Consider the following 13,242-nt stretch of genomic DNA (forward strand, 5'->3'; position numbering starts at 1 on the left):
GTCATAGCCAGAATCCAGACAATCCCCACGGTCCCAAGATCGGTAGCGCCAAGGGAGGACGTCCCCCAAGGCTGTTACCCGCGGCTCTGGCACTAGTGATAGCGCACGCGTGCCTAAAAGCAAGCGATCCACGCGAGCGTTGGGAACGAATAGCCATGGCTGAAGCGTCCAATCGGCGGGGATACCACAATCCCTCGCCAACGCCTCCTTTAAGCCAATCCAGTGCTGATCCCAGCTTCTCAGTCGGTTCAACAACGCAGGCAAGCGTGCCGAATAGGAAATCTCACACAGGTAGGCGGTTTGGTCGCGGACGCTCACAGCGACGGCATCGCAATACCGGTGCGGGCCGCTGGTATCTGGGTTGCTACCAAGATTGAGTTGGATGCAGCACTGGGCGTCGATGAACAGTCTGCGATCCGCCCTCAGGTAGTCCAAAACCACCCCTTCAAAGTTATCCACTTTGCCCTCCCCTCTGAACCCCACTGGTACCCAGCGTTTCGACACACACGCTACCGAAGTCCGCTAAGATCCAGCTCTTCGTCGACATTGCTAGCCCATTGGTTAAACCTTCCATCTTCCGAGCGAGGCAGCGGATCCGCGGTCGGCGCCTTGATCAGTGTGGCCATCTGTAGGCTACCCCCGAACGCCAGAGCATTCTGGCGGGCAAGCCCGGCAATCCTTCGCACCTCCCGCTTGTCGGCCCATTCGCTCGCAGACTGGATGGCGGAAAGGTCTTTCTCCGAAGACAACCGGAACGACACCCACGTATTGCACTGGGAAAGCACCGTCGGGGATATCTCGGACGGGCGTTGCGTGCTGAGCCACAGCGCCAAGCCGAACTTTCGCCCTTCTTTGGCTAAACGCTCGTATGCCAAGGCATTGTTCACGGCTTCGTCGCCGGTTCCCATCTGACGCAGGTAGTGATGGGCCTCCTCCAGCACCAGCAATGTCTCTCGCTTGTTCTCCTGACCACGGTTAAAGAGTTCAAACGCGTAGAGTTCTAAGACGGCTCCGAGAACGAATGGCGTTAAGTCGTGCGAGACACGACGCAGATCGACGATGTGAACCCGCCAGTCGACCTCATCGCCACCAAACAGCCGCTCTACCACGGCTTTAGATTCGTTGCGCCAGCTAAGCGGGCCACCACAGCCCGGACCGCCAGCCACGCTGACGACGTCTTTGAACATGTCGTCGTCAGTGAAACGGGCAATGCGTGTAATGAGAGGCGAGATGTTGCCGTAGTTCCACGCATTGCGTTCGAACCCGCCTCTTGCTGGAGCGATGGCGTGGCTATCCGCAATCAAAGGGCCGAGAGCCTGCATGGGAGGCCACAAGAGTGCTGGAGGAGGCGTCCCGGCACGCAGACTGCCAATGATGGATTGGGCCTCTGATACGCGGTCACTTCTACAGTCATCGAACAACGAAGCTTGCACATCCGCCGCCAAGCCCACACCACCAGATCCAGGGAACCATTTGACCTGGTTCAAATGATCCAAGGCAAAGGTAAGGGCAGGACGTTGAGTCTTGTCGCTCGGCAACAAAAGGCGTTGCAGGCCCAGACGGCCCAGCGCGTAATAGGGGATGCGGTAGCTGTTAGGATCCGACCCGCCGATGCGGGTGACCTTGATGGCACCCGGAGGGTAGTTGGCCGCGGGAAAAGCGTCTTCGTATTCACCATTAATGTCGAAGATGACGACGCGCGCCTTAGGCATCTTCGCGACCTGCTGGAGCACCGCAGCAGTGAAGCAGCTCTTGCCTTGCCCTGAGCTGCCAAGGACCGCCACATGCCTGGAGACTAGGCTCTGTAGGTCGGCGGTCAGACGACCACCGCCTCGGAGGTCATCACCTAAGTGGATGTCTGCCGGTGTAGCAACCGAGGCGCCCAGAATCGATGAGAGCTCGTCATCGGTGAGCGGGAAGGCCTCAGCACCCAACGCCGGCGAGGAAAGCGAATCCGAAACGAACACCAACCGCCCAGCCTCACGGCGCAGCCGGCCAACAACCAGCCCCGTTAGATGTCGCAGGGGCTCGGAGGAAACCGAAGTCCCCGAGAATCCGAACCGGTGAACCTCTTTAGGCTCAGCAAACGACAACGACTGGACTTTCATCACCAGTAGTCGCCCCCCTGATTCAATTCCGAGGAGGCTGCCGACTTCAGTGACGACCGACACGCCATGCACGTGAGCAGCCAACTGGCCCCGATGGACATCCATCAGGTTCAGCGTGATATCCACGCCATCGATTTGGACAACATAGCCTATGGCTTGGCGGCTCCTCATGGCTCGTCGTCCTCGGTTCCGTCCGGCTTCTCAGGCTTCAGTCGCCTGCGCAGATCTGCCAGCTCCTGATCGTAGACCGTTGGGTCGGGAAGATCATCTGCCAATGCGCTCGTGAAGGCCCTACTTCCCCCACCAACGATGGTCAGGCGCGGCGTCTGAAGAGCAAGGAGTCTTCGCACGGTTTGCGGAAGGTCCGCCGCTGCGGGGTCTCCCTTGAACTCAGGCAGATACACGACCACTTGGAGCGTGGGATTGAGCAAGGCGGAGCGGATGAGCCGATTGATGTGCTCGTCGCCAAAACCGTAGCCATTGATGATCAGAGCCGTCTGAGGGCGGGCCATGAACTCCGCAAATCGCCGCAGCATTTCGCCCATGACGTAGCCGACGGTCTGAAGATACTTGGCTGCGCGCGGAAGAACTAGATAGCTCAACTCCTCTGTGCAGCCAGTCAAGAAGTCATCGATATCGCGCCAAGCTTCAGACGCCGGGACCTCATACAAGCTGTAGTCAACCTCTTTCCAGGTCAGCGAGCCGTGGAGCTTGGCCAGGTAGATGTTATAGACACCGAAACGGGCTTCACCCTTGGCTTGGGCATTGCGGAACCCGAGGTCGAAGCTTTGGGGTGAGAAACGGCGGCTATGCACACCCAAGAAGCCGTTGATGACCTGAAGATCCACGGACTCTGCCGCCCATTCGATAGCCAAGTCGTAGTTGGTCGTGAACACCCACGGCGCCGGCTGGCCAGGCTGGCGAGCGGCAGTTAGTTTTTGGAGAATTGAGCGGTGGGCCCACAGCTCGTCAGCCAAGTCTGCACCCAAAGGAGACTTCCACCAATCTTCCTTCAGCGTCGCTGCATTCACAACGGCTCTAAACAGGGCCGACCTTACCTTATGTGCCTGAACGAGTTCCGGACTGCCTTGTCGCCCCCATTCCAGGATGGCGATCTCAAGCCTGTCGAGGAGCACTTCGAAGTTGGGCAAGCTGGCAACATGAGTCGGGATAAATGGATTGGTCGGAACAACCGGAACTCCTGGCCCCAGGGGCGGAAGCGGCGGCAATGGCAATCTCTTTTCGTCATCCGTGATGAACCCCTGGGACAAAAGCCAGCCTGCCTCATCCGAACTGCCCACCAGGAATCTGCTCCACAGCATCCTCATCGTCTGCCCGCCGGCAGAGCAGGACGCCCCTGCCCCCAGCAGCAGACCCACGTTCTCCAGTCGTAAAAGAGATGCGAGATACGCCTGCAGCTCAAGCTCGTCCGTAATCGGCTTGCCGCCGCGATACGCAGTAATACCCATAACAACCCCCTGTTTCATCCATGTCGTGGTCCTCCCCTGCGACAGGGTGAGGCGCCGGTATTTGAGCGCAGCGTTAAGCCGCTCCCCCGCCACCTGTTGGCCGAGCCACTTTAAAGGCCTTGACCAGCCACCCGTGGGCGTCGGATAGAGCGTCCAGCAGGAACTCCATGTCAACGCAGGCGATCTCGACTTCGGATGGAAGCGTCACCGACGCCCCATCCACGTCCCAAACAATGTGTCGTATACCCGAAAGATGGTCATCTGCTCTCCATAGCCACACCTTTGCCAGAGCTTAGCTCAATGGCATCGCGCAGGGGCTACAGCTCGGGAGGAAGCCAGCACAATGCGGCGCCGGCCTCCTCAAGACTTACTTCTTCCCTTTGTCGGGGGTAGTGACTCAGGGCAGAGCCCTGCCCCTCCGCAGAATTACTGCCGGTTCGATAGTCACGAAGGACGCTTTGAACTCCCCATAGGGTATTGCTGAGGGGTGAGGGCTAAGACCAACGCCCACTTGCTCAAAAGCGTGACAGGCATCACTATTTGAGAACGCTAGGGTTTCCTATCGCACCGATAGACACAAGGGACGTGATCGATGGCGAAGAAAATAGGACGTTACGCCTACCACGATGGAAGGTTTTTTAGGCGATCGCGCCAGTTGGTTACGTGCCGCAGATGCTTGCACCTTTCAGCACTGGCAAATGCCAGCGGAAGAAGAGTTGGGGTGGTGGCCGCCCATCTATCCGCAAAAGCTGCGGACACATTAGAGGTAAAGCCCGCGCCATTCCCCCTTGGGAAAAGCGTTAGAAGGATTACGGCCTCCGAGTGCACCTCGATTGATCGAAGCCATGCTCGACGCCTGAGCTATACATTCGCCACCTAGATTCTCAAATGATGCGCGTTGCTGTTCCTCAGATGCCAATCCCGGCATCTCTTCTCAACCAAAGGAGTTTTAGCATGGCAGCTCGATACATCCTCAGTCGGTCAGGCGTTCAATATCGTTTTGTCCTCAAGGCAGGAAATGGCGAAACCATCCTGACCAGCGAGCTCTACACCACCAAGCAAGGCGCTCAGACCGGAATTGCTTCAGTTCGACTGAACTCTCCTGTAGACGCTCGCTACGAGCGGAAGAACGCGATCAATGGGCTTCCTATGTTCAACTTGAAAGGAGCTAATGGGGAGCGAATCGGAACGAGTGAGCAGTATTCGTCCACTACTGCACGCGAGACGGGGATCCAGTCGGTAAAGACTAACGGCCCCGCCGCTCCTGTGGACGATCTGACCTGAGTAAAGAGCGGGCGGGCATTTACTGCCCGCCCGCAGCCCGAACCATGGCCTTACTCGCGTTAAATTGATAGTCGGCCTGCATACGCCCTTAATGGGCAGTGCCAATGCCTAACCGTTGTATCGCAGGTCTTCCACGCAGCTCTTTTTAGACAGCGCAATGAGATGCCGCAGCGCCGCTGAACGATCACGCCAAGTGTCCACATTCCAGGACGGATGATAGACCCAGGTCATGAGGGCGGAGCCGCCTTTGTAGTCCAATGACCAAACATCACGCTCTTCGACGTATCGACGGCGACCGCTCTTCCGGTTCACCTCTTTCGCGATGAATGGACTCAAAGCGGGTTCACGTCGGCCATGACTGAGGAACCACCAAGTCATCCGACCCAGTACAAGGACAACGGTCGGCTTTAGCACTGGCAGGATGTCCCGAACTAAAACGTCGCCTCCCTCTCGCAGCGCTTCGTTTCGCGGCCTATGATTTGCCTGGGAGCCGGCTAACGACTGGGAGAGATTCATGAATGCCACTCGCTTCCAAGAGTCAGCCGCCTCCTGAAGGTCAAAGTCCTGCTGCCCAACGAGCACCAAGTCGAGTGCCTTGAAGAATGGCCCGTCGCCGTCCTTCCGCACGGGCAAGGCCATCTCACGGAAGTGGTCTTGAGTGAACGGACGGGTCACTTCGAGCGAATCGCTCCACCCCTCTTTCCGATAATGGGACTCGCCCAGCAGCAGGACCCGCTCCCCATCCATGCCCTCCCAGTAGAGGTCACCCCAATACGGTATGAGGCGGACGGCGTCAGGCCACTTGTGGCGTGTCAGATCTACTCTTGCCTCATGGTCCGTTCGCGGTGCAGCTGAGATAATCCCTGTCATTTTCGCTCCTATGTCCAGACACGCGAAAAGACCAGCACCAGTCGGTGCCGGTCCCTGAAACTACTTCTTACCCTTCTTGCCCTTGTCAGGGGCCTGACTCAGGGCAGAGCCCGCTGCCGTCTTGGACTTGCTGCCGGTTCGATCATCACGCAAAACGTTACTTGCGGCCTTCGCTGCCTTCGGGCCCGTCTGCTCGTTCTTCGCCATGCCGTCTCTCCTCACCACCATGTGGTGGCAAGCCGAGCATATGAAAAACATATCTACAAACTAACAATACGCCCACTCCATTTATCTGGCGTTCATGCCATAAAGTGAGCTTGGTTAGCTTATATCAGTTAAACAGTACGGTAATGACTCCGATGAGCAAGACCAACGAGATTATTAAGTAAATGATTTTATTGAAATTTGGCCCGGCACTTCGCCCGGAATAATCTCGCCATCTTAAGCCAAAAGTTGCAGACCGCCGGCCGAGTCTAAGACGTTACAAAAGTCGCTAAATTTGGTTGACGAATTTTGGTCCTGACTTATCCCTACTTCCATCTTCAGATGGAAGCAACGCAGTGACCTACCCCGCTCAACAACACCTCAACTCCTTCTTGTCCGACCCCACTGGGACGCTCAAGCTCACCAACGTTCGTGTTGGCCGCGTCCGTATCGGCGAAATGATCGTCGTTGGCCGAGAAGCGGCTCTTCACGCGCAAGGGATCATCAACGACGCTTTCGAGCGGACTCGCAGACTCCGCCCAAGCAAGGACGGCACGCGTTACCCCGAGCCCTTGCCGGTGGCTGCCCCTGCCCGCCTGCTGTCCATTGAGATCCGCGACTACCTTGCGGACCGCGAACGCACTGGCCTAGCACGGGACACCATCGAATCCACTGCGCGGTCTCTGAAACTGCTGCAGATGGCCTGTGGCGACATCTCCGTTTCCCGCATCGACCACGTCCACATCTATCGGCTCTGGGACCTCATGCGATGGTCTCCGCCGCTCCTACTGTCTGACCCGCAGTATCGCGACTACGACTTCGACCAAGCCGTGGCCCGCGGCAAAGCGCTGGGAGTCAGCCCTCCTGCGCCCGCAACCGCTGAGAAGCATCGGCGCTTTCTGGTGTCCTTCTTTGGACGCTTGGAGAAAGCCAAGGCCATCGCAGTATCGCCCATGCGTGTCTTCCCGGAGGTCAAGAAGGACTTGGTCATCGACCCCGACAAAGCAGAGCGGCTGTTCGATGAGGCCGACCTTCAGCGCATCTTCGCGCCGCATACGTTCATCCCCTGGGCCATGAAAGCCCCGCACCGCTGGTGGGTGCCCATGATTGGGCTTTACACCGGGGCCCGCATCAATGAAGTGGCTCAGTTGAAGCTGATCGATGTCGCCCAAGAGAGCGGGAGGTGGTGCATCCGCATCCAGAAGACCTTGGACGCGGACCTCAGTCACAAAGATCGCAATCGCAGCCGTCAGAGCCTGAAAGGCAAATCGGCGGTTCGAACGCTTCCTATCCCTCAACCGCTGCTCGACGCCGGCTTCCTGCTGTTCGTAGAAGACATCCGGGCCTGCGGCCACCCAAGGCTCTTCCCGCACCTATCGGCCGGCGTCCGGCGCGACACTGGAGAGAGCAACACCCGTTACAGCCAAGGCATCCTCAATCAGTTCAGCCGCTACATGAAAGATCTGGGGTTCCCTAAGGGGGTGGGCTTCCATGCATTCCGGCACACGATTGCGACGGAGCTTCACCACCAAGGTGTTGCTGATGAGGACATCGCCCTCGTCACCGGCCATTCCATCAGCAAGAGGGTGCCGGTCCTGCACGAGGCCTACTTCCACAAGAAGCCAGCGGTCGCGCGGATTAAGCAAATCCAGGTCCTCGACCAGTATCGGCCCAACGTGCGGTTGCCGAACTACAAAGCCGGGCAGTTCCACGGAGCCTTGGCAGACCCACGCAAGTTCTATCCGTGATGCCTCAAAGGTGAAGCCCAGGATGCAGTTCACCAAGGCTCACGGCACCGGCTCAACGGTCGAAATGCACTTCCTCCCTTTAAACCCAGGGCGGCATCACTGCCCCGCCCAAGCCTTGTTTTAAATCCATCCCCTATATCGGAGCTACTCAATGAGCATCAACCCCCCCACCACCCCTTCTTCCCCCTCCGTTCCTGGTCTCCATCTTTCTCGGAGAGAGGCGATCGGATGGCAGAGCTCGCCCACTCTTGCCGACGAAATTGAATGGGCACCAAAGTCGCGTCGGCAGAGCCTCAACAAGAGCGACCTTGCAAAAATATTCGCCTCTGCCAGCTACGAGCGGTGGGCCACCGAACCGCTCCTCTTCTGGGCACCCCTGCTCGCGCTTTGCATGGGAATCCGAGCTTCGGAGGCCACGCGCATCGCTGTAGAGGATGTCGTGGATTGCGACGGAGTGGCTTGCATCACACTCCGGGAGGGCTCAAATCTTCACCTCGAGGATATTGAATCCACCCGCAGTCGCAGACGCTTCACCAAGCATTCGAAGATCCCTGTGCCGCAGTCATTGCTTGATGCCGGATTCATGGGCTACGTCACAGCAGTGGCCCAGAAGGGAGAAAAACAACTTTTCCCCTGCGACGGACAACGGTCGGCTGACCAGAGGACAGCATGGTTAAGGGCTCGCTTCGCGCGTCACCTGCGCTCCCTTGGCATCGCGTCCGGCGGCTTTCCAGAGTTGCGCCGCAGCTACGCATGGCGACTGCACAGTGCAGAAGTGAGTAGGGAGCGAATCGCTGAACTGCTGAGGGTCGCGGATCCGTGCACGAGGTTCCACAAGCAGTTTTTCTTCGCGAGCTTTAGGGGAAATAAGTTGAAGGGCCTGATGGACAAAGGTGCTAAAGGCCTCTTGGATTTGCCTCGCTACCGCGCCGAGTAGAACCCCATCAGCTCCAGCCCCCTGAAGGCTTCAGCTGTCGGGCGCAGAGCGGGACGCGAGAAAGCGAACTTTGGAATCTTTGAGGCTCACGCGCGGGGACCTCCCCGGCGCCCCGCAGCCAGCCTCACGTCGGCTGCGGACCCGCTCTACACTCGATCCGTGGCGCGTTTCGCGCGTGCGCCGGTAGCATGTTGACCATCACCGCTGACCTAGGAAAGCGGAGCTCACCAGCGCAAGCATTGAGACGAATGCACACGCCTTTAAATAGGAGAATGCCGAACAGCCCCTGCATCCTTCATCCGGGGCGTGTATCGGGCATGATGCCCAGCCCCATGCGGTAGGGCCTCTTGCACTCAGAGCAAGACCATTGTGTGCCTGGCCGAACTTCGTCCAGCCAGAGCCAAATCTCTCCCGGGCAGCTCTCAGTGGGGCAATTAACCTGCCTCATCAATGGCTCCCACGACACCTTTCTATCGTCCAGCAGACTTATCCGATACGAGGCGCCACAGGAAAAGCACTTAGCCTCTACAGAGTGCTGACCGATCGGGAAACGCTTTCTGATCGGCTTTTCGCATCTCTGGCACAGATGACTCGCAGAACTGCTGAACGTGGCATTTCGAACTGGTGAATCCAAGGACTTGGTGAGGTCCTGTGCGATCGCTTCGAGGCGCATCCGAAGCTTGGCGGCATCCAGCGGCTTAGCCCGCTGTAGCTGCTGCATCGTTGGCGTATGCAGCACAGATCCCACCGCGTGATAGTGCTTTTTCAGGTCGGCCAGTCCGAACACCGTATCGACGCCCAACGTGTGCATTTGCTTGGGGGTGCCGCCTGGATACGGCTCTTCGCCGATCCTGAGCGTGTAGCTGCTGTCCGCAGTTGGCTCGATCTCCAAAAGCACTTTCATTACTTTGTCCGGCTGCCAGGTCGCCATCTCCTCTGGCGGGATTTCCTTGGAATAGGCTTGCGCGCGGTCATAGGTCAACGCCTCCATAGCAAAGCGCAACTCCAAGGCCGCATAGCGCAGCTGGTCATCCAAGCCGGTTGCTAGAAGCGCCTTCGCGCGGCCCGTGGCTTCGCGCGCGCGCGTTCGATACTGAGCCTTCATTCTGAATCCACCTTCCAGTCTCATTCTCTGCGACAGTCTCGATGCACGCTGGCTCTACTAGAGGAGCTAACCATGACACGCGACGATGATTTGATCAGAAATCTCATGCTGATCCTTGAACAGGCTAATAGTTACGTCAATGACAATCTTGTCGTTGATGGCTACACGCGGGATCAAGTTGCCTACCACCTAGGCCTCGTTGTCCGAGCCGGCTATGCGGAAGGGCCACAACCCCGCTACTCATCCAGTGGAAGCGATCCAACTATCCCCTTGGCTGTAGTAGTTAACCGCCTCTCACCCGCTGGCCATGACTTCATCGCCGCGCTACGCGACGATACCGTGTGGGCCAAAGTTAAAGAGCGTCTTGCGAAGGTCGGCGGTTCCGCCAGCTTGGACGTCATCAGCCAGGTTGGCGCATCCGTTGCCAAGCAGATGCTCGGCTTATCCTAGCTGAGAGCCTGAGAACCTTACGCAATTCGATGTTGAACGCCGGCCAGCTCGGCACGGATGCGGCAAAGCTCGTCCTCAGGGGGCGACGCGCGTGGCCACTGACGCAAACGGGACTTCAGGCTGGCGGGCCCGATGTTGACCCTCGGGGAGGATGCGATCGCCGAGCTAGGTGGTGCCACCTTGGCCTAGCGTGTTCCACGGACCCGTTAGGCAAAGCCTGCTCTGATCGCGGGTTCTTCACGGTCAACCGCCCCAGCCGGGTCCACTACAACTACGCAGACGCATACCAGCTGCCTTTTCGTCTAGGGGCAATCGGCGCTGTCCAGCAAAACGTGGGCGGCGGCGATGGCCTTGCGCTGCGGCGACAGCGTGCTCTTCTTCCTAGGGAAGAGTCCGCGCAGGATCAGGCCTTCTTCGCCGCTTTCCCAGAGGTGGCATTGCCGGGCTCCTTAACGGTCTTCCGGGCGACTTTCTTGGCCACCTTCGTGGCTTTCTTTGCGGCTTTCTTCACCACTGGCGCAGCAACCTTTACACCGTCTGTGGGGGGACTTCGCGTCTGGGTTGGCCTTGGCCTTGGCCCAGGCCCAGGCCTTGCCTGCCGCAGACTTCGCCCAAGCAGAGAAGGCCTTGGGGGACAGACCGCGTCCCGTCCAAGTCTCACCGGTCGGCAGCCTGTATTTCGGTGCGACCGAACCGAGTTTGCGTCCCTCCACGGAGGCTGGGTAGGAGGCAGGATTTGGCCTATCCAGCACAGAGCATGCGTTGGCTAGCACTGGCGGGAGCGGCAGCATTCTTCCAGGAAAAGCGACGTTGGTTAGGCTGGGGCTGCGATACTCATGCCGACCCGAAACCACGCAAGTTTTCTCAACCGCATACAGGTATAGCCACATGCGCCAGCGAATCGAGCACTGGAAAGCCGTATATGACACTGACGACAACGCCATCACGAAGGGACTTTCCAAGCTGTCGTGGGATTTGGCTAGCTTTGCATGCGTGGTCGAGATGGTTAACTCGGCACCAGAGGATGCTCAGGGCAAGCGGCTTAACGCAATGGTTGTTGAGATGCTGGTCTCTGGTTTCTGGAACAACATGATGCAAGGTGTCCGGCGACTAGCGGAACGGCAGTCCATCCATGGGGCCAGAGCAGTGTGCTCCTTGGGCGGGCTTCTTGATGATGTCAAAGCTGTCCGCCATCGAATCACTCGGCGTGTCTTCGTTGAAGATATTGCAGGCCTAGAGTATGACTGGAAGGCCATCGATGAGCGCTATTGGGCGCATGTCCTGTCCCAGCGGGAGGCGGGCTACATGAACGTCGCCCGCGAACTCGACTGTGAGCCTTCCAGGCAACGGCATGTGACATTCGATTGGCTGAGCGGCACATCTCCGGAGGACGCAAACCCTGAGGACGTAATCAGGGCGGAAGTCTTCGATGCCCTCGAGGCTAGGCTTTCTCGACTAGACGCTGTAGTCGAGCACGTGAATGTTCAGATCGCCCACGCCGCAACGGAATTCAGCCGAACCGGCCGGCAACTTCAGGAATGGAACCTCGCTGATGCACGAGCGGCCCTAAAGGAGCTGGCGCAGATCTCCCAGGTCGTCGGCGAATGGTTTTGCTTTAGTGGTGTGGGCAGCATCCTCCCCCACCCACAGTTCGACCAATTTGCGCACTTGGACCAGCCCTTCTATACAGGCGATTTCCAGCGTCTTCAAGAAACTTGGGATGAAGTGGAAAATGACATCCGGCAATGGCACGACGTTGACCTCCAAGCGCTCTGAAGAGACGACGTCAATCTTGACCGGCTGGACCTTTGACCGCCCTTTCTTGGCGCTCTCGATACGTCTCAGTGACGAAATCAACGAAAGCGACGGCTGAGGCAACGGCCAACCTAGCGTGTCTGGGTTGAAGGCCGCGGTGCCTGCCGTCCTTTCCGTGCCCGGTGCCGTAGAGGCGACGAAGGTTGGCCAAGTTGCCGGCGATCTGGTTCAAGTTGCTTAGGATGCGTTTGATGCAATCGGCGCCCTTGGCCTGGTCATCAATACCCTCGGGGACAAGGTCCAAGCTCTTGGCTAGCTTTTTAGCCAGATCATTCATGTCGTCGCTCTTGCCGATCTCTATCCCAAGCTTGCCCAAGATAGTCTTGCAGCAGGACTCAACTAGCTCTTTAGCGCTGCCAATGGCAAGCTCAGGGTCCCTCTCCACCGCGTATTCCATTCGCTGAATCTGCTTGGCGATTGCGCCTGCGTCTAATGAGTCCGCTGCTGACCTCCCGCGCTCGAACGCCCCGTGGCCGTTGGACGTCAACTGGCGCGGCTCATACCGAGCCCGCCCGGCGATGCGCTCCACCTCCACCAACTGCAAACCGGCTTGCCGTAACTGATCGTTGAGGTGCTCAACGATGGTCGCTGCTTCCTCGCGATCGGGACGCACGACGGGGTGGACCATCTCCGAAATAAACCGCAGAAACGTATCGGCAGGGCCGTCGAGCAGAGGAAAGCGGTCGTCGTCAAAGATCCAATAGTCGTCCCAGTCGGAATTGTTAACCCGGTGCTGATAGATGTCACCTGCCGCATCCTTGTAGCGCGGATCGCCCGAAGGCAAGCGCCGGAGCTCATAAATGCGACTGAGGAACTCGGTATCGTCCAGCGCACCAAAGACGTTAACCTGCTCCAAGCGCAGCCCGTCCAAGATGTTTCGACGAACGGCGCGCAGGATAGTCACTGGAGACTTTGCCCGCCAATCCTCGTCCTGCCCGACGATCGGGACCAATCGGGCGGCGAAGTAGTCGTGACCATTGGAAGGAATAGCTTCGCTCAATGCTTCGGTGATTTGCTCGCAAACGTCCTTGAGTCTAGGTCGTAAGCGCGCGAACTCTGGCGCCGGCACTTCGAGCATGACATTCCAGTAGTGTGTGCCGCCGTTCCAGTTGTCGGAGTTCTCATGCTGGATAGACGCCGTGGACGTGCGCAAAAGGTCCGCAGCGTCGGAGTGCCCACCTTCCTGCAGCAGGACGTAGGCGGCCCCGAGGCACCGCTCCAGCGCCTGATCGTCGATAGAGCTCCTCAGCAC

The 13,242-nt window shown here is 58.4% G+C and carries 12 protein-coding genes; 5 read left to right on the forward strand and 7 right to left on the reverse strand.

The window, feature by feature from the left end:
- Positions 1-509: 509 nt before the first annotated feature.
- Together herA and AC1DIQ_RS16930 are read right to left on the reverse strand one after the other, a co-directional pair.
- Positions 510-2,234 carry an anti-phage-associated helicase HerA gene (herA, locus tag AC1DIQ_RS16925; RefSeq protein ID WP_478050463.1) on the reverse strand — a complete coding sequence of 575 codons (1,725 nt, stop codon included), beginning with the start codon at positions 2,232-2,234 and terminating at the stop codon, positions 510-512.
- A gap of 41 nt (positions 2,235-2,275) precedes the next feature.
- Positions 2,276-3,595, reverse strand: coding sequence for an SIR2 family anti-phage-associated protein (locus AC1DIQ_RS16930; protein ID WP_478050464.1), 1,320 nt, complete (start codon positions 3,593-3,595; stop codon positions 2,276-2,278).
- A gap of 936 nt (positions 3,596-4,531) precedes the next feature.
- On the opposite strand from AC1DIQ_RS16930, the gene AC1DIQ_RS16935 reads away from it, so the two are divergent.
- Complete coding sequence (locus tag AC1DIQ_RS16935) at positions 4,532-4,861, forward strand: YegP family protein (protein WP_478050465.1); 330 nt, start codon at positions 4,532-4,534, stop codon at positions 4,859-4,861.
- A gap of 108 nt (positions 4,862-4,969) precedes the next feature.
- Here the strand turns inward: AC1DIQ_RS16935 and AC1DIQ_RS16940 are convergent, their stop codons facing one another.
- Both AC1DIQ_RS16940 and AC1DIQ_RS16945 read right to left on the reverse strand, forming a co-directional pair.
- Positions 4,970-5,731 (reverse strand): hypothetical protein, encoded by a 762-nt coding sequence (locus AC1DIQ_RS16940; protein ID WP_478050466.1) that lies wholly within the window; start codon positions 5,729-5,731, stop codon positions 4,970-4,972.
- 60 nt (positions 5,732-5,791) lie between these two features.
- Positions 5,792-5,938: a hypothetical protein gene (locus AC1DIQ_RS16945; RefSeq protein ID WP_478050467.1), complete on the reverse strand. Its 147-nt coding sequence runs from the start codon at positions 5,936-5,938 to the stop codon at positions 5,792-5,794.
- A gap of 353 nt (positions 5,939-6,291) precedes the next feature.
- On the opposite strand from AC1DIQ_RS16945, the gene AC1DIQ_RS16950 reads away from it, so the two are divergent.
- Positions 6,292-7,683, forward strand: coding sequence for a site-specific integrase (locus tag AC1DIQ_RS16950; protein ID WP_478050468.1), 1,392 nt, complete (start codon positions 6,292-6,294; stop codon positions 7,681-7,683).
- A 151-nt stretch (positions 7,684-7,834) separates the two neighbouring features.
- A complete protein-coding gene (locus AC1DIQ_RS16955; protein ID WP_478050469.1) occupies positions 7,835-8,620 on the forward strand; it encodes a site-specific integrase in 786 nt (261 codons plus the stop codon).
- Between the two features lie 295 nt (positions 8,621-8,915).
- On the opposite strand, the gene AC1DIQ_RS16960 is transcribed toward AC1DIQ_RS16955, so the two are convergent.
- Positions 8,916-9,725: a hypothetical protein gene (locus AC1DIQ_RS16960; RefSeq protein ID WP_478050470.1), complete on the reverse strand. Its 810-nt coding sequence runs from the start codon at positions 9,723-9,725 to the stop codon at positions 8,916-8,918.
- 72 nt (positions 9,726-9,797) lie between these two features.
- Here AC1DIQ_RS16960 and AC1DIQ_RS16965 point away from each other — a divergent pair, with 72 nt between their 5' ends.
- The gene (locus AC1DIQ_RS16965) at positions 9,798-10,175 is read left to right on the forward strand and encodes a DUF2513 domain-containing protein (RefSeq protein ID WP_478050471.1); all 378 of its coding nucleotides are present in this window, start codon (positions 9,798-9,800) and stop codon (positions 10,173-10,175) included.
- 449 nt (positions 10,176-10,624) lie between these two features.
- Here the strand turns inward: AC1DIQ_RS16965 and AC1DIQ_RS16970 are convergent, their stop codons facing one another.
- Entirely contained in the window at positions 10,625-11,119 is a 495-nt protein-coding gene (locus AC1DIQ_RS16970) for an H-NS family nucleoid-associated regulatory protein (RefSeq protein ID WP_478050500.1), read from the reverse strand.
- Here AC1DIQ_RS16970 and AC1DIQ_RS16975 point away from each other — a divergent pair.
- Positions 11,064-11,951 carry a hypothetical protein gene (locus tag AC1DIQ_RS16975; protein WP_478050504.1) on the forward strand — a complete coding sequence of 296 codons (888 nt, stop codon included), beginning with the start codon at positions 11,064-11,066 and terminating at the stop codon, positions 11,949-11,951. The genes AC1DIQ_RS16970 and AC1DIQ_RS16975 overlap by 56 nt on opposite strands.
- Before the next feature lie 10 nt (positions 11,952-11,961).
- Here AC1DIQ_RS16975 and AC1DIQ_RS16980 read toward each other — a convergent pair whose 3' ends face one another.
- Positions 11,962-13,242: an abortive infection family protein gene (locus AC1DIQ_RS16980; RefSeq protein WP_478050472.1), complete on the reverse strand. Its 1,281-nt coding sequence runs from the start codon at positions 13,240-13,242 to the stop codon at positions 11,962-11,964.

It is taken from the genome of Stenotrophomonas sp. 05L413, assembly GCF_056397945.1.